Here is a 17,200-nt window from a genome sequence, read left to right as displayed (position 1 = left end):
GCAATTAGTGGCCGCCGTGACAGGTATTACATGACATATTCGTTTGCACACTAGGGGCAAATGTTGATGACGATGTATGACAACCTTGGCAATCTTGAGTCGCATCTGAAACTGGGTGATCATTTACGGTCTCACCATCAAAAGCCTTGTTAAGCATTGCAACTAATTCATAGACCACGGAGGCTGAAAGCTGTTTACAGCGCATGCCTTTTTCACTAAATGACTTACCATTTTCACTGGCCCAAAGACTAATAGAGCTGTGACAAAGGGTGCTATTTGCCGCTGTAGGTTTACCGACTTGAGCTAAGGTCTCTGTCATGTCAGCGCCTATGCCTTCAATAAATTCAGCCGTTTGAAACGGTAGTGTTTCTGATTCATAAAAACGCATGGTTTGACTTAACATTGCATTGGCAGGCTCACCATTAATGGATAATAAATTAACCAACATACCTGTGGCGTTAATATTGCCACAAACAGTGCCTTCTCCTAGCATGCCTGCATAGCCATAATGCGCCATGGCGGTTGGTACTTGGGCGAACTTATCAGCATCAACAGAATCTGATTCTGCCAAGCTTTGAATAATGCTATCAAATACTTGGAACATACAGCCATTACCGGTTTCATAAGCACGTTTTGCCACAACCATGGGATCAAGTTTGCTATAAGCTAAGCGGGTACCCACTTCTAATTTCCAATCTCCGCTAACGTTGGTCACTGCCGCTATAACAGGATTAGCGATAAGTGCCCCGCCCGCTGCCGCAGTAGAAATACCAATAATACGGTTGATCGCTTGTCTTCTATTTAGAGTTTTCATAATCACTTGCCTCGCATTTTTATATTTATTCCCAACTTTTAAGCTGAGTGTTGATAACTGGCAGAACGCTAAAAAGTACATCTTCAGCACTTACGTTTCTGGCTTGAGATAAGCATGACAGACAGGAAAAATGGCAACGGGAGCTAGTTCAAAGTAATATTTCAGTTAATCACTCCATTAGAAAAATCGAATTAAAGATGGATTAAATAGCGAAAAAACTCAACTTAACAGCGTTAAATATCAAAAAAGCACCCGCATTTAGCACGTAATACTAATTACAGAGTTTTACTTTTGAGATTACTTAAAATCTAATGTGACCCAGATCACGTTAAGTTAATTGTCCTTAGCAGAACTAGCAATATCCGAAGCGCGGGAGCTTGATACGAGCAGCCGCGACTGCAATGGCTATTGGTCATAACAAAGAAGTAATGAGTGGCTTTTAGCAAAAGCCAGCTGCAAAGTTAGTGCTGTATGGTAAAACTGTGATTTGTAGAATGTTTGTAATTATCTAATTGCAGTAAACTTAACAATAGAATGTTTATCTGAGTGTGATTTAAATGCGCATTGAAATCTTTGAATTTGATATTGCCAATAGCCAAATACTCAATACTGAATCTCAAGTTCAGCTGCACCTTACCCGCACCGAAAGTCAGGTTTTAGAGCAATTAAGTCTTCACCCCAATCGCATCATGACCAAAGGCCAATTAGCCTGTGCTGGCTCCCAAAGCCCTGTTATGAGTGAATCGGCAGTGGCAAAAGCAGTATTTACTTTGCGTAAGTACTTTGGCGAAAATTATGCTGAATTAATTGAAACCATTCCGCGTAAAGGTTATCGGCTCAATATCACCCCACCAGCAGCCAGTTGGATTCAGCAATCTGCAAAGCATAAAAAACACTTTATCTATACCACTGCATTGGTGCTTGTAGTGTTAACCGCCATTATTGCAGCAATGCATCAATACATACTGTTTAAACCTGCACAAACGCCAGTCAAAAATAGCCGCATTGTGCAATTAGATAATCAGCAACAAATAAAACTGACGTGGCTTGAGTCACCCAGCATATCAATGCAACAAGATAAGCCCACTGAAGAAAAAATCATTGCTGCTCTCAACCAATGCAACACCTTAGTGTGGCAACAAGTGTATCTGGCATTTTCTAACGACATGCAGGTGTTAAATATCTCTTTAGCTCGGCAAAAGCCAAATGGCGATAACTTAATGCGCAATATTAAAACCAGTGATTTTAGTTTAACCCCGAATTTTATCTCCGATAAATGGCTAGCTGAGGTATCACTCTGTGACTAATCGCATCATATTCAGAATACTGGCGGCCTTAATGGCCATTGTCAGCATCGTCATTGTTTACCAGCATATCAAAGCAACCGAAGTGGATATGGTGCTATCTTGTCGCAATGAATTAGTGGCGAAAAACCCTAATAGTGACACCATTGAACATCACTCGCTGATCGCTGATTTTACCTTACAAAAACGTTCAGCCAGTATCAGCTACCGTTACTTCACGACCGATGGCAATCCTATTGCAACCCTGTATTTAACAGGCGATGTACTTAGCGCTTATAAAGAGAAAGACACCTACATTTTAAACTTAACCCACAATGAATTAATTAGGCATAATACTGAGCTGCCATTACCACAACATGCCAGCCACTTAGAGGCCTTTGCTAAAAGAAATATCAGTAAAAAAGGCGTCCATAACCTTACGATTCAAATTACTAATCGAAATGCGCAACAAAATACCGTGTTACTGTATTTTTTACCCAGTACTAATATCTGTGCCTGCAACCTCGTGGAAATGAAGTAACTGAGCTAATGATTTAAAGTGACACTTTAAAGTGATGCTTTAAAACCGTCACTTGCTAATAGGCTAAAAAATATAAAAACAATGCAGCTCAGTTCACATAAGCACAAACACTTGGTAACAACAAACCTAAGCAATGCTATAATCCCGCTTCGAACAACTTCAATAAAACTATTAATAACAATATGTTGCTGGATTAATATGCCTATAATAACTACAAGAACACTACGCTACCTTCCTTTATGCATGGCCGCGGCCTTTGCTACCTCTGTTCAAGCTAACAATCACAGTTTTGATGCGCGCTCACATGCCATGGGCGGCGTTGGCGTTAGCAGCGCCGATTATTTAACGGCGCCATTTCATAACCCTGCATTAACGGCGCGTTTTAAAGAGTCCGATGGCGTGGCGGTATTGTTCCCTGCTTTTGGGGTACACGCTAACGATCCCACTGACACTATCGAGAATGTTGAAGATTTTTCAGATGTTTATGATGATTTTAAAAACATCAGCATGCCAACTGAAGCTGATGCCCAAGTGGTGATTGATCAACTGCAGTTGATCCAAGGCAATTACGCCCAACTACAAGTGGGCACCCAGTTAGCCATTGCGATCCCCAATAAATTTGTATCGGTCAACCTGTTTGCCCAAGCCTATGCCGATGCACTGGTGTTTGCTGATATTGCTGATAGCGATCTTGATCCAAGCAATATCATCAACCAAGAGTTGAACTCTCAAGCGTTAACCATGGGTGTGGTCGTGACTGAAATTGGTGTCAGCTTAGCTAAGTCGCATCAGTTTGCCACAGGCGAGATCTACTATGGGGTGTCACCTAAATATCAGCAGGTAAACACCATTAATTATATTACCGACATTGATAACTTTGAGTTTGATGACTGGGATGATGATCGCTACCAAAACGATCAAGGCAATATGAACCTTGATGTCGGTGTTGCTTATCAACACAACGCCGGATTTGGCTTTGGTTTTGTAGGTAAAAACTTAATAGAAAATAGCTATGACACTGAGCTTATTAATGGCGTGCAAGGTCAATATGAGATCAGCCCGACTTATACAGTGAGTGCCAATTATCAAAACCGTTTTATCACCGCAGCCATTGATGTGCAGTTAAATGAATCTGAAGGTTATAGCAATATTGACGGCACGCTTAACCAGTTTGATAGCAGTAATGACAATCGCCAACTCGCGGCTATTGGGCTTGAGTTTAGCCCTGCTAGCTGGGCTAAATTGCGCGCCGGCTACCAAACAGATTTAACAGATAATATCGATGACAGCGTGACTGCCGGTTTAGGCTTATCCATTGCTGGAGTATTTAATATCGATATTTCAGCCAATTACAGTGATGAAAATAATATGGGGGCAGCACTGCAAACCAGCTTCACTTTTTAGGTTCTAGATTTTAGGCTTTAGATTTCTGATCTGAGATTTGAGAAAACAATCATCATACGGCCATTCAGTCGTTGATAATAAAAAGGCTGTTGCAGAAAGTTCTGCAACAGCCTTTTTTAATAAGTCATATTTAATCAGGAAGTGACACTGAGTAACTTACATTATTCAGCCCTTACTATTTAGCCTTTACTATTTAGCTCCAGGTTCAGCAAAGCGGTTCATCCACTGCTCAACTTGGTTATACCAATAAATTGAGTTGTTCGGCTTCATGATCCAGTGGTTTTCATCAGGGAAGTAAATCATCTTCGATTCGACACCACGGGTTTGTAGGGTGCGGAATAACTCAAACCCTTGGCCGACAGGCACACGGTAATCAAGCTGACCATGAACCACTAGGGTTGGGGTGTTAAAGTTTTCTGCGCCGTAATGGGGTGAAATAGACTTATAAATTTCAGGCTTGTCCCAGTAGTTACCAAAGCGGGTACTGTGAACCGAAAAATCAGCCGCCATTTGCGAGTACATGTTATAAACCGCAGCGTGGATAAATAACGCATTAAAAGGCTGTTCTTTTTGACCTAATATAATCGAGGTTAAGTAGCCGCCATAGCTTGCGCCACCCGCCACTAAACGATCGTTATCGATCCAGTCTTTTTGCTTAAACCACTCAGTCGCTTTAAACACATCTTCCAATGACTTATTTTTCCAGTCAGGGTTAATACTGTCGGTAAAATCTTGGCCGAAGCTATTTGAGCCGTGAAAGTTTGGCCATGCCGTCACATAACCCCATGACGCAAAGGTTTGTGCATTCCAGCGATAATGGAAGCCATCAGAAATCGCACTGTGCGGGCCACCGTGAATAAGCATCATTAATGGGTATTTTTTGCTGCGATCAAAACCCGGAGGATAATGAACCCACATTTGAATGTCTTGATCGTTATAACCTTTATAGGTCACCGACTCATAAGTGCCCACATCGATATCCGCTAAAATTTCATCATTAAAGCTGTCTAAACGGGTACTATTACCATTACGTGGATTGATTTTTACCAAGCGCGCTGGATAAGTAAAGCTGTCATTGGCGGCCACTAAGGTGCCGTCATTCGCCAGCGCAGGCATACCAAAGTTAGTCGCTTTAGTGATGGCTTTTACTTTGCCGTTTTTAGCATTGATATGAAAAATGCGTCTTGTGGCGGCATCATCAATGGCTGCATAAAAGCCTTTGCTGTCGGGTGTCCACACAAAACGCGCGACGCTGCGATCCCAGTCTTTGGCAATCACTTTTTCGCTGCGCTTGTTAACATCGAGCAAAATTAGCTTGGCAGTATCGGCATAAAAACCATGAATCGTTTGGCGGGTAAAAGCCAAGGTTTTGCCGTCTGGGCTAAATGTTGGGTTTGCATCTGGCGCTTGGTTGTTCGGGGTTAGGTTTTCAACCTTACCGCTACCGATTTCAGCGAAAAAGATATCGATTTTAGCGTCAACTTGGTTGTCCCAACCGTTGCTATTAAAGGCAATAAAACCCTCAGCTGGATCGATGTCATAGCTAGCTGCACTTTGCGACGAACGTGGTAGCTGCTTGTTTAAAGGCTGAGTAATTGGCTCAATATCGCCACCTTTAGCAGGGATACGAAACACATGGGCTTCACGGTCTTCATCCAGCCAATGATCAAAGCTTGAATAAGGTAGTGCATTCCATTGGTGGGCTGATACTTTATCGTCTTTATCAGCTTTTAATTGCTCGGCTACTTGATCCCAGTTTTTACCTGGAAATACTGAACTGATAAAGTAAATATGCTCACCCACCCACTTAATTCCATAAGCGCCACTTGGCACCTCAGTTAAGCGCTGGGCTTCACCTGGTGAGTTCATTGGTAATAAGTACACTTGACCCGCTTCGTCTTTATCACGCTTGCTGATAAAAGCTAAAGTATTGCTGTCTGGTGAGAAGGTTGGCTCACTCACACGTAAACCTTGAGCGGTAATTGGGCGCTGGCTGTTGCCCTCTTTATCAAATAACCATAATTGAGTTGAGCCTTTATCTTCAGGCACATCGTAGTTAGTGACAGGTGCAATGATGTAATCGCCATTGGGGGAAATAGTAGGATTACCGATGCGGCTTAGTTGCCACAATACATCCACTGAAAGGGTTTTGGTTTGCTCTGCAAACGCTGTCGCTATTGGCATAAACATGCACAACAGCACGATCCCGACTCTCTTCACGTGTCGTCTCCTTTAAATTTTGTTTTAATTATTTTATTTTTGCTAATAACTTTGTCTGTTCATGCGGCGATAAAAGTTAACTAAATTCTATCGTCATCAACAAATAGCAGTGGCTCAGTTGGCAAGTTGTTACTGTTATCACATCACTATCATCAGGCTTAACACTTAAATAAAACTTAAACCTGAGATTGATAAGCAAAAACCACAAATTTAGAGCTTATCAGGCTAGTTTTTGACCTAAACACCATTGTAAGCAGTTTATAAAAAAAGCTACCATTATTAAAATTAGCTGTTGATTAATAAGGGGAATATAACAATGGTGCAACATGGTTGATTCACATCAAGACAAGATAAAACAGCAGCTTTCAGCGGTTTTTTTAACTGATTATAAAATCAGTAAATTACAATTTAATTTGCTGATTTTTCTGGCCATCATTTGGGGGGGAGTCTGTAATTATTTAGCAATTAGTTATATTCCCATTGAGTGGTTCAATATACTCGGTTTTTGGCCCATTTTAGCCATGTATTTGTTCTTCAGCATTGCTGGGGCGCTGTTATTAGACCAAAAGTTGCCGATAAAAATCTTTGCAGGCTTCAATGTTATTGTCTTAGGCGCGGGAATACTGCTCAGCTTTATGCTGAAATCGGTTGCCGCAGACACCATTTATACCTTCTTTCAATATGCGGCCTTAATGACCTTATTGATGCTGTTTATCATCCATTTTTTGCCTAAAACTCTGCTAACCAAGAAGGTGGTGGCGACTATTGCACTGGGACTAATCATACTAATAGAGCTAGTATCATGGTCACTTTGGGGAGTAACCAGCAACCTATTTAGCTTAGGCATTCTGGTGATGGTTTTTAGTGGCAGCAGCAGTCTTTGGGCTGAAGCCAATGAAGAATATGATGGCAGTGTCGGTTATTGTGCCGAATTAGACTATAAAATAAGTGATGCCATCTCTTGGAGCGCATTTGTGTATATGGGGTTAATTCATTTACTCATGACCCATCTCTCTAAAAGAGAGTCGTCTTAGATTATAAGTAGGGCAAGCAAGCTAACTTGTTTGCCCTATTAATATTTAGCTTGAAAATAGCCTGTTAAAATGACCTTGAAAAATAGCCTTTAACTATCAAGCTGCAACTATCCCATGATTAATCGCTTAGAAAAAACCTAACGGGTTAATGTCGTAACTCACCAGCAAGTTTTTGGTTTGTTGGTAATGATTTAAGGCCATCTTGTGGGTTTCACGGCCCACGCCTGATTTTTTATAACCGCCAAATGCCGCATGGGCTGGATACATGTGATAGCAGTTGGTCCACACTCGGCCTGCTTGAATATTACGCCCCATTCGATAAGCCAAGTTAGTGTCTCGGGTCCACACTCCTGCGCCCAAGCCAAAGTCAGAGTTATTGGCCATGGCGAGTGCTTCGGCTTCATCCTTAAAGGTGGTGAGCGATATCACTGGGCCAAAAATCTCTTCTTGGAACACGCGCATATCATTGGTGCCTTTAAGCAAGGTTGGCTGAATATAATAACCACTATCAAAATTATCACCCACAGATGCAATCTCGCCGCCTAATAACACTTCAGCGCCTTCTTTTTTGCCGATATCAATGTAGCCTAATATTTTATCGAACTGCTCTTTCGATGCCTGCGCGCCAACCATGGTGTCGGTATCTAAGGGATTACCACGCTTGATCGCTTTTGATCGCTCTATCAGCATTTCCATGAATTGCGGGTAAATATCTTCTTGGATCAGTAACCGTGACGGACAGGTACATACTTCTCCTTGGTTGAAAAAGGCCAGTACCGCGCCTTCTACGCACTTACTTAAATATTCATCTTCAAAGTTAACCACATCGTTAAAGATGATATTGGGTGACTTACCACCTAGCTCGACCGTGGAGGGAATAATGTTTTCAGCGGCGCATTTTAAAATATGCGATCCAACAGGAGTTGAGCCAGTAAAGGCAATTTTGGCAATACGCTTACTGGTTGCGAGCGCTTGACCTGCTTCTTCGCCAATACCATTAACGATATTAAGCACCCCTGCAGGCAGCAGATCGCCAATTAACTCCATTAAAAATAGAATTGATGCTGGTGTTTGCTCCGCAGGTTTAAGGATCACGCTGTTGCCCGCAGCGAGCGCAGGCCCAAGCTTCCACGCCGCCATTAATAGAGGAAAGTTCCACGGAATAATTTGCCCAACAACCCCTAATGGCTCATGAATATGGTACGACAGGGTATTGGCATCAATCTCTGCGGCGCTGCCCTCTTGGGCACGTAAACAGCCAGCAAAGTAACGAAAGTGATCAACTGCTAAGGGAATATCGGCATTAAGGGTTTCGCGCACGGCTTTACCGTTATCCCAGGTTTCGGCCACAGCCAGAGCGGTTAAATTGCTCTCGATGCGATCGGCTATTTTTAATAAAATATTAGAACGCTCCGTGGCTGAGGTTTTACCCCAAGATGCTTGGGCTTTATGGGCTGCATCAAGGGCTAACTCAATATCTTGTGCATCTGAACGGGGAATTTTACAAAAAACTTGGCCATTTACTGGGCTGATATTGTCAAAATATTTGCCATTCACAGGCTCAACCCACTGACCGCCTATGTAGTTTTGATATACCGATTTATAGCTCATTTCTGAACCTGCTTCGCCGGGTGCTGCGTAAATCATGCTACTTTCCTCTAATTGTATTTTTTGGATAACTAATTAAGCTAAATCAATTATTGGAAAGTGACTATTCTGAGAATCCACAGCTGTTGACTCACAGTACAAATGATTGTGAAACTACTGTCTAGCTCATGGCGACATTACCCATAAGCTGAGCTAAGTTAATGATTTAAGTTAACGAATTAGCTCCGAGTTTTAAGGGAAAAGCTATCACAGCATAAGCAAGGATTGTTGTTCAGGAACAAACATACCAAATGACTTGGTATCACTCTGTGAGGGAACAAGATGATCAGTGGACGCCTACAACTGCAGCGCAGCAAGCCAAACGTACTGGTAGAAAATAAGATTAGTTTTGCTGGACCTGAATCTGAACTGAGTATTTACGATACCTTTGAGCAAGCCTCAAAGGTGGCGCTTCAATCTGACCAACTGTTATTTTGCGGCATGGTGACAGGTAAAAAAGTCATGCATTCGGTAAATGATTATGAGGCGGCCTTTTACCCCCATGAATCCTTTATTATGGCGCCCAATCAGGCCGTAGAAATTGATTTTCCTGAGGCTAAAATCCATCAACCCACCACCTGTCTTGCCATTGAGATTTCAACTGAGCGGGTGCAGCAAATTGCCGATAAACTTAATCTGAGCGCCCCTATCGATAAGCAATATGGCCACTGGCAATACCAACAATCTTTAGTGCATACCCACCATAATCAGCAAACCCAAGCGCTATTAGACAGAATTGTGGCGATTTATACCGAGAATGAACAAGACCGTAGCTATTTGATTGATTTAGCGATTTCAGAATTGATTGTGCGCTTGATGCGTCATCAAACTCGGGATTTTTTATTGCATCACAGTCATAACGATCCACAATTCAACGGCCTCAACGCCGCGCTACACTATATTAAGCAGCACCTCAGCGAGCCATTAGATATTAATGCCTTGTGCCGACAAGCCTGTATGAGCCGCAGTAAGTTTTTTCAGCAATTTAAACAGCATTTGGGCTGCACGCCGATGGTTTATCAGCAGCAAAGCCGCTTAACTCAAGCGGCGACGCTGATAGAGCAAGGCCAGCAAATAACCCAAGTGTGTTATTCACTGGGCTATCACAGTGCTAGCCATTTTAGTCGCCTGTTTAAACAGTTTTATGGCATTTGCCCTGTTGATTATAAACTGCGCCATTTAGCGAGTTAGCTTTTAAATCGGATTTAAGCTTACAGCTGAGTAAATTGACGGATCAAGTTATGATAAACATTGTGCAGATTATCTAACTCACTGCGATCGGTATTACCTTGGCTGATGAGCGTTTGAATGGTTTGATCAAGCTGATACAGGTTTTGCCTTAAACTGCCATCAGCCACCATGCTTTGCATCCAGGTAATGGCAGCCACTCGTTCACCACGGGTTACTGCAGTGACTTTATGTAAACTGCTAGATGGATACAATACCGCGTAACCTGCAGGCAGCTTTATTTGCTGCTCGCCAAACTCGGTAGCAATGATTAACTCGCCGCCATCATATTCATCTGGCTCACTTAAAAACGTGGTCATCGACATATCACTTCTTAGCACCTCATTAGTGCCCGGAATGCGCATCACTGCTGCATCAACGTGAAAACCATATTCTTCAGATATACCATAGCGATTAAAGCAAGGCGGAAAAATTTTATGGGGTAAGGCCGCCGAAACGACCTTGGGGTTATGACCAAATTGCGCCAACAACTTATTAGCCAGTTGGCGCACCACATCATCATTGGCATCAGCTTGATGGTTATTTTTGACTGACGCCGCCATGCCCATGGCGGTTTGCTTGCCATCTAACCATGGTGCCCCAGCTAATTGCTGCCTGAAAAAACTCACTTCTTCAGCAGTCAATATTTTCTCAATAACAATCATGATAATCCCTTTAATTAAAATTCATATGTGGCAGTTAAATTGGCGTTTCTTGCATCACCTAGGTACATAAATGACCCTGAACGATATGCTGCAGTCCAGTATTCTTCATCTAATACATTACCTACATTAACGCGGAAGGTTAAGTCCTCAGTGGCATTGTAGTTCGCGAATAAACTCACCACTTGGTAAGCGGGTACTTCTATGCTGTAACGGCCATTTTCAGTGTCATATCCTGCTGCTGTGTCAGGCTGTCCGCCGTACATTTCGCCTTGATAAGTGTAACCACCACCAATGACAAACATGTCATTAATCTCATAACGGAGCTGTAAATAGGCACTTTCATCAGCAAAGTTACTCAGTTTTTTACCGATATAATCTTCATTAAATGATTCAAGTACTTCTGAGTCCATTAATGACGCTGAAAGCTGAATACTAAAGGCATCAGTAATGTTACCCACCATGCCAATTTCAATCCCTTCAACACGGTTTTTACCGGTATTGAGGCTACCTAAGGTTGAATAGCTATCACCTACACTTTCCATTACATCATCTTTAGTGATTTGGAATACCGAGGCAGAAAACATCACGCTATCGTCAAACAGCATCCATTTAGTACCAAGCTCAATATTCTCAACCAATTCTGGATCCGCTGCCAGTACTTGCTCAGGTGTGCCACAAAGTCCACCATAACCACAACTTGCGCCAAGGTCTGACTCACCGCCATTGATGTTAGTCGCGGTACTGTAGCTGGCGTATATATTGCCTGCTTCTGTCAGGCTATACACTAAGCCAACATGGCCGTTATACATGCTGTCGGAATAGTCATATAAAATATCACCATTACGGCTACTTGAAGTGTCATTGGTGTAATCAAAGCTATCTTGTCTGAAGCCGAAAAAGAGTTCTACCTCTTCGGTGATTGCCACGGTATCCATGAAGTAAGCCGAGATGGTTTCGATGTTATATATGGCATCAGATGCCCCTTTTGAATAAGTACGGCCCATCAGCTGGTCGATATTATCAACTTCATCGCCATTACCATCAATAATACAGTAAGCACCAGACTCGCCTCGGCGGCCATCGACGATACAATTAGTGGCGTTATTATTGACGATATCATACAAGCCGTTATCCACTGATTCATCGCTATATTCGAGTCCAAATACCCACTTATTCTCCATACCTAAAATATCGGTATTCCAGAATAAGTTGAACTGAGTGTTCCAGTATTCAACATCTTGGCGTCCTTGATGGGTGCTAATGGTTAAGGTTTCAGCCCCCGGCGCGTCAACATCGCTGGCTGCGCGATTAGTGCCACTCATACCCGTAGTTATATAGCCATTTTCAGTGCGACCAATACGAGTAGCATTGTAGAAAGTTAAGCTGTCTGAAATGTCATATTCGGTACGCAAGGTAAACGTGCTGACATCAGAGCTGAGAAAGTCAGAATCTTGAGCATAAACTGGAATATCTTCGATTGGCTTGCGAGTATCTTGGTCAAAGTAGCTACCTAAATCAGCCACATCATCGGCCTTCATGTAGTAACCATCGGCGATAAATGACAAGTCGTCAGTAGCTTCAAACACCAATGACAACTGGGCGCCATTTCTTTCTGAGCTAATGCCTTCACGGCCCGGCTTATCTTCATCGGCAATCAGGCCGTTAATTCGCAGCGCGACATCTTCAGTTAGCGGCACGTTATAATCAACAGTAAAACGAGTGTGATCATCGGTACCGACTGCGGCATCAACGCGGCCAAAGTTATAAGCAGTTGAGGCTTTTTTGGTGACACTGTTAACGGCACCGCCTGATGATCCGCGTCCAGCAAAGGTTGAACTTGGGCCTTTGGTTATTTCCACTTGTTCGGTGGCAAAACTTTCACGGGTGGTCATGCCCGGATCGCGCAAACCATCAACAAACACATCACTGCGGGCTTCATGGCCACGAATAATATAGCGATCACCAAAAGCATTACCGTTTTCACCGGTGCCCAAGGTCACACCCGCTTGGGTAGACAAAATATCTTTTAAATCGGTTAAGCCAGATTCTTGAATTTGATCTTGAGTCAGTACCGTGATCATTTGTGGGGTATCAACTAGATCGGCAACGCGACGTTTATCCCCTGATGTATCGTAAAAATACACCGAACTTTTCACCCCGTGGACTTCAATGCGCTCGATGGCTTCTTGTGACTGGCATTCAATATTTTCGCTTTTATCGCAAGCTTCAGTTTCTACTTCAGCAGCATAGGCAGGAGCGCCACTAAAAAACAAGGCGGTAGCAACGGCTTTTGCACCTAGGGATAACGACGTGTGATAGCGAGATTTCATATTAAAAACAATCCTTTTGTTAGAACCAACTAATTTAGGAGGCGATACTAACAAAGCGGCAACAACAATGTAAATAGAAACCATTATCATTTACATTAGTGTTTGAATTGTAAATTTAGTGATGTGAGACGTTTTGCTGAACCAACTGTGTTAGCAAGTCCCACGCAACAACTTACGGATTACACAAGACATTGACTAAACAAGACATTGATTAAAGAAGGTATTAATTCAAGAGGGGTATTGATTAAAGCGGCGAATAATTAAAGCGGCAGCAATAAAAATGGGCTGACCTGTTATAGATCAACCCATTGTAAAAAATAAGCTTATTTTTATAAGCTGAGCAAACTAGTCTTAAAAAGACCTAAGCCTAGTTCTAGTTAAAGAACTAGATAAGTGGGTTACCACCTTTACTTTCCACCTGACCGATAACTTCAATATTGCTTAGGGTCGATAAAATACCCCATTGCTGAATCGTCATCATGTCAGTCACTTCAGCGGCACTAAAGCTCAAACGTAAACCATCTTTTTGATATTCTTTTGCTAAGTTACTTGGCAGAATTTGCTGACCATCGTCAGTTAAAATGCCCCAAAATCCACCTTCAAGATCAAAATATCTTACAGTCCCTTGTTGCATAGCGATCCCTTTTTCAGAGCTAGTATCAGGTTTTTCCATTTCAGCCGTTTTTTCTACAGGGGCTGCTTTTACCACTGCTGGTGCTGGCTCAGATTGTGGTTCAACTTGCTCATTACAGCCTTGAACAAGTAATAAAGCAGCGATAGATGCAGATAAGGTTAATGATGTGCGCATGGGAGATTCCTTTTAAGCAAAATTTAAAAACAGTTTTAAACCGATCTGATTAACTGTTTCAAGAACGAATGTGTTACGAGCTAACGCTTTAGCAACTAAGTAAGCTGAGTTTACCAGAAACACAGGCCTGTTTAGTGTCCGTAGCGTGCTTTTTATAAATCACAACTAACATCGACAATACATGAGACTCATCAAATATAGCAATAAGATCAATTAAGGCGCCTATTAGCGCCTTAATTAAAGTATTACTCACCAAAGCGATTTATGCCGCTAGATTTATGCCGCTAGATTTATGCCGCTATTAGTGCGTAACAGACTATTTATCTGAGTTGGTAGAACCAATCTTATGGATCGCTAGATCAGCGCCAATAAATTCATCTTCTTGGCTTAAACGTAAGCTAGAGATTTTATTGACGACGCCATACACAATAAAACCACCAATAAGCGCCACAGCAACCCCTGCGACAGTGCCAACCACTTGAGACATTACGCTTACGCCACCTAATCCACCAAAAGCTTGCTGACCGAATATGCCTGCAGCAACGCCGCCCCACACACCACATAAACCATGTAATGGCCAAACGCCTAATACATCATCAATTTTGGCACTGCGCTGTAAACGGGTATACACCATCACAAATAAACCACCGGCCACACCGCCAACAATAAATGCCCCTACTGGGTGCATTAAGTCAGAACCAGCACACACAGCCACCAAGCCTGCAAGCGGGCCGTTATGGATAAAACCAGGGTCATTTTTACCGACAATCAACGCGATAATGGTGCCGCCAACCATGGCCATTAAACTGTTTACAGCCACTAAGCCACTAATGCCATCAAGGGTTTGCGCTGACATAACATTAAAGCCAAACCAACCGACAATCAGTATCCATGAACCGAGTGCCAGAAACGGAATATTAGAGGGTGCAAATGCCACACCCGGTTTACGGCCTTGGCGAGAGCCCAATACATATATCGCCACCAGCGCTAACCAGCCACCCATACCGTGTACCACTACCGAGCCTGCAAAGTCATGGAACTCAGCGCCAAAGGTGTCATTTAACCAAGTTTGAAAACCAAAGTTACCATTCCAAATCATGCCTTCAAACAGTGGGTATACCAACGCCACGATCAAAGCTGATGCTAATAAGAAAGGTTTAAAACTGCCGCGCTCGGCAATGCCACCCGATACGATGGCAGGGATTGCTGCTGCAAAGGTGAGTAAGAAAAAGAACTTAACCAGCTCGTAGCCGTTATTAGCCGTTAGCGCATCAGCACTGACAAAAAAGTGACTGCCATATGCTATTTGGTAGCCAATGACAAAGTACGCCAGCGCTGAAAAAGCAAAATCAGTTAAGATTTTAACCAGCGCGTTCACTTGGTTTTTATGCCTAACAGTACCGACTTCTAAAAAGGCAAAACCCGCATGCATTGCCAGCACCATAATGGCACCAAGTAAGATAAATAATGTATTTGCACTTTGTGCCATGACGCTAATTGCATCACTAATGTTATCCATGCTTATCCCCATAAGTTTTTCTTTTATTAAATTCAGGGACTTACAAAAGCAAGAATTATTCCGTTATTAAGGTTTTGTCATACTAATTTGTACCAGTAAGGTGCAAGACATTGATGAATAAGGTGAAATAGCACCAATTACGCCCTAAATAAGTGCATAAATAACGATTAGCTAGTCGCTAAAGCAATATTAAATAACAAGGGTTGCACCATTGTGGATCACTCAACAAACTAACCGCCACTCACTGGTGCAAACCCATGCTTGATATCAATATTTTTACAGTGAAAACCACTGACAGCACGGCTAAACCTCAAATAGTGCACAAAGTTAGCTTAATTGTGCAGCAAAAAATTCATTTCCCTATCTCGATCACACTTTTGTAATACAATAATACTGTAGTATCCTTAAGCAATGAAATAGAGTTAATCCTAAGGGTAAAAACAATGAAAAAGCTCCATCTTAGTATACTAGCGGTTGCTATTCTTGCAGGTTGCTCCGCGACCTCACCGGCTCCACAAGTAAAAAAAGAGTTCAACTACGATCTCACTAAATACAATCTTGATGCGACTAAAGCGCCAGCACAAAACTTTGACCTAACAAAATGGAAAATCACCCTTCCTGAGCTAACTACAGAAGGCTCGCGTAAAGGCAAAGCCTTAGAGATTAATCGCCACGACCTTGGTAATACCCAAACCCCTTACGTTCACCCTGAGTGGTTTTATACCGACCCTAAAACCGGTGCCTTGGTTTTTGTTGCACCAAATGAAGCGCCTACAACGCCAAATAGTAAAAACACCCGTAGCGAATTACGCGGCATGTTGGCTGAAAAATACGATGATCCAAAAACCAATTTTGTAATTGCCTCTCACCCAGATGCAAGCGAGTACGGCGCAATTGGCGGCCAACTGAAAGCTACATTGGCAGTTGATCAAGTCAGTACCAGTGGTGAATACCGCAAGAACAATGCCTTTGCAGTGGTTATTGGCCAAATTCATGGTTCTGATAACGAGCCATTAAAAATCTTATATCGTAAGCTGCCAGGTCACGAATTTGGTTCACTGTCTTGGAACTATGAGCTAAATCCAATACCAGAATTACAAGATGCCAGAGATAGTAACGGCAAGAAGCTACGTAAAGATATTCGCCATAATGTATTCGGCACTTACAACCTACGTGAGCACCATGACGATCCACAAGATGGTATCCGTCTAGGAGAAATATTCTCTTATGAAGTGAATGTTGAAGGTGACATCATGAAGCTTACTTTCACCAAAAATCCTGGTGAAGCAAACGAAATCGTTAAAACCTTTGATGTGAACCTAGCAGAAGGTAATTACCAAGGTCACGAAGTTGACCAAGGTTACCAAGCTGATTGGATGTACTACAAAGCCGGTGTTTACAATCAATGTAATACCAAAGCCAGCAGCTCAAACTGTGAGTGGCGTGGTATGGAAGCCGGTGACTATGCTCAAGCAAGCTTCTATGAGCTAGAGCTTAATCAGTAACCGCTATTTTATTGATCTTTAATGGCGTTAAATCGCCGTTAGCTATATCGCCCAATGCATTGTCATTGGGCGTTTTTTTGTAGCGTTAATTATTAATTTTAACCCTGATTCAGGACTCATTGCCTCAACAGCTGCGCCAATCAGTCGCTTATCGATATAAACAACCGGCCTCTTATCTATACAAAACTGTTAAACATTTGCCT

General features: G+C 42.5%; 13 protein-coding genes. 6 read left to right on the top strand and 7 right to left on the bottom strand.

Features of this window, described 5'->3' with window-relative positions; translation table 11 throughout:
• Positions 1–4 precede the first annotated feature (4 nt).
• A complete protein-coding gene (locus BCU91_RS00680; protein WP_102440718.1) occupies positions 5–814 on the bottom strand; it encodes a cytochrome C in 810 nt (269 codons plus the stop codon).
• A gap of 557 nt (positions 815–1,371) precedes the next feature.
• On the opposite strand from BCU91_RS00680, the gene BCU91_RS00675 reads away from it, so the two are divergent.
• The 3 genes from BCU91_RS00675 to traF all read left to right on the top strand — a co-directional run bounded on the left by BCU91_RS00675 (position 1,372) and on the right by traF (position 4,042).
• Complete coding sequence (locus BCU91_RS00675; protein ID WP_102530686.1) at positions 1,372–2,121, top strand: helix-turn-helix domain-containing protein; 750 nt, start codon at positions 1,372–1,374, stop codon at positions 2,119–2,121.
• Positions 2,114–2,638, top strand: coding sequence for a hypothetical protein (locus tag BCU91_RS00670; RefSeq protein WP_102530685.1), 525 nt, complete (start codon positions 2,114–2,116; stop codon positions 2,636–2,638). The genes BCU91_RS00675 and BCU91_RS00670 overlap by 8 nt, the downstream gene beginning before the upstream one ends.
• A gap of 198 nt (positions 2,639–2,836) precedes the next feature.
• The gene (gene traF, locus BCU91_RS00665) at positions 2,837–4,042 is read left to right on the top strand and encodes a conjugal transfer protein TraF (protein WP_157936253.1); all 1,206 of its coding nucleotides are present in this window, start codon (positions 2,837–2,839) and stop codon (positions 4,040–4,042) included.
• 189 nt (positions 4,043–4,231) lie between these two features.
• On the opposite strand, the gene BCU91_RS00660 is transcribed toward traF, so the two are convergent.
• The gene (locus tag BCU91_RS00660) at positions 4,232–6,262 is read right to left on the bottom strand and encodes a S9 family peptidase (RefSeq protein ID WP_102530683.1); all 2,031 of its coding nucleotides are present in this window, start codon (positions 6,260–6,262) and stop codon (positions 4,232–4,234) included.
• A gap of 326 nt (positions 6,263–6,588) precedes the next feature.
• Between BCU91_RS00660 and BCU91_RS00655 the strand changes: the two genes are divergently transcribed.
• Complete coding sequence (locus BCU91_RS00655; protein ID WP_102440709.1) at positions 6,589–7,296, top strand: hypothetical protein; 708 nt, start codon at positions 6,589–6,591, stop codon at positions 7,294–7,296.
• Positions 7,297–7,422: 126 nt separating this feature from the next.
• Here the strand turns inward: BCU91_RS00655 and BCU91_RS00650 are convergent, their stop codons facing one another.
• Positions 7,423–8,943 carry an aldehyde dehydrogenase family protein gene (locus tag BCU91_RS00650; RefSeq protein WP_102530682.1) on the bottom strand — a complete coding sequence of 507 codons (1,521 nt, stop codon included), beginning with the start codon at positions 8,941–8,943 and terminating at the stop codon, positions 7,423–7,425.
• A gap of 282 nt (positions 8,944–9,225) precedes the next feature.
• Between BCU91_RS00650 and BCU91_RS00645 the strand changes: the two genes are divergently transcribed.
• Entirely contained in the window at positions 9,226–10,134 is a 909-nt protein-coding gene (locus tag BCU91_RS00645; protein WP_102530681.1) for an AraC family transcriptional regulator, read from the top strand.
• 20 nt (positions 10,135–10,154) lie between these two features.
• Here BCU91_RS00645 and BCU91_RS00640 read toward each other — a convergent pair whose 3' ends face one another.
• From BCU91_RS00640 to BCU91_RS00625, 4 genes are all read right to left on the bottom strand, one after another.
• A complete protein-coding gene (locus BCU91_RS00640) occupies positions 10,155–10,835 on the bottom strand; it encodes a Fe2+-dependent dioxygenase (RefSeq protein WP_102530680.1) in 681 nt (226 codons plus the stop codon).
• A gap of 14 nt (positions 10,836–10,849) precedes the next feature.
• On the bottom strand, positions 10,850–13,165 hold the full coding sequence (locus BCU91_RS00635; protein ID WP_102530679.1) for a TonB-dependent receptor: 2,316 nt from the start codon (positions 13,163–13,165) through the stop codon (positions 10,850–10,852).
• 385 nt (positions 13,166–13,550) lie between these two features.
• Complete coding sequence (locus tag BCU91_RS00630) at positions 13,551–13,973, bottom strand: hypothetical protein (RefSeq protein WP_102475665.1); 423 nt, start codon at positions 13,971–13,973, stop codon at positions 13,551–13,553.
• A 316-nt stretch (positions 13,974–14,289) separates the two neighbouring features.
• Complete coding sequence (locus BCU91_RS00625) at positions 14,290–15,492, bottom strand: ammonium transporter (protein ID WP_102530678.1); 1,203 nt, start codon at positions 15,490–15,492, stop codon at positions 14,290–14,292.
• Between the two features lie 443 nt (positions 15,493–15,935).
• On the opposite strand from BCU91_RS00625, the gene BCU91_RS00620 reads away from it, so the two are divergent.
• Positions 15,936–16,997, top strand: coding sequence for a polysaccharide lyase family 7 protein (locus BCU91_RS00620; RefSeq protein WP_102440716.1), 1,062 nt, complete (start codon positions 15,936–15,938; stop codon positions 16,995–16,997).
• Positions 16,998–17,200: the final 203 nt, after the last annotated feature.

Source organism: Shewanella sp. 10N.286.52.B9, from assembly GCF_002873635.1.
Classification (GTDB): domain Bacteria; phylum Pseudomonadota; class Gammaproteobacteria; order Enterobacterales; family Shewanellaceae; genus Shewanella.
This window is presented reverse-complemented; position numbering and strand designations above follow the sequence as displayed.

What these genes read in the sequence shown, in the direction of transcription:
- BCU91_RS00625 (WP_102530678.1), bottom strand. Translation starts at nt 15,492, where the DNA reads ATGGATAACATTAGTGATGCAATTAGCGTCATGGCACAAAGTGCAAAT.
- BCU91_RS00635 (WP_102530679.1), bottom strand. Translation starts at nt 13,165, where the DNA reads ATGAAATCTCGCTATCACACGTCGTTATCCCTAGGTGCAAAAGCCGTT.
- BCU91_RS00675 (WP_102530686.1), top strand. Translation starts at nt 1,372, where the DNA reads ATGCGCATTGAAATCTTTGAATTTGATATTGCCAATAGCCAAATACTC.
- BCU91_RS00650 (WP_102530682.1), bottom strand. Translation starts at nt 8,943, where the DNA reads ATGATTTACGCAGCACCCGGCGAAGCAGGTTCAGAAATGAGCTATAAA.
- BCU91_RS00655 (WP_102440709.1), top strand. Translation starts at nt 6,589, where the DNA reads ATGGTTGATTCACATCAAGACAAGATAAAACAGCAGCTTTCAGCGGTT.
- BCU91_RS00645 (WP_102530681.1), top strand. Translation starts at nt 9,226, where the DNA reads ATGATCAGTGGACGCCTACAACTGCAGCGCAGCAAGCCAAACGTACTG.
- BCU91_RS00630 (WP_102475665.1), bottom strand. Translation starts at nt 13,973, where the DNA reads ATGCGCACATCATTAACCTTATCTGCATCTATCGCTGCTTTATTACTT.
- BCU91_RS00620 (WP_102440716.1), top strand. Translation starts at nt 15,936, where the DNA reads ATGAAAAAGCTCCATCTTAGTATACTAGCGGTTGCTATTCTTGCAGGT.
- BCU91_RS00640 (WP_102530680.1), bottom strand. Translation starts at nt 10,835, where the DNA reads ATGATTGTTATTGAGAAAATATTGACTGCTGAAGAAGTGAGTTTTTTC.
- traF (WP_157936253.1), top strand. Translation starts at nt 2,837, where the DNA reads ATGCCTATAATAACTACAAGAACACTACGCTACCTTCCTTTATGCATG.
- BCU91_RS00680 (WP_102440718.1), bottom strand. Translation starts at nt 814, where the DNA reads ATGAAAACTCTAAATAGAAGACAAGCGATCAACCGTATTATTGGTATT.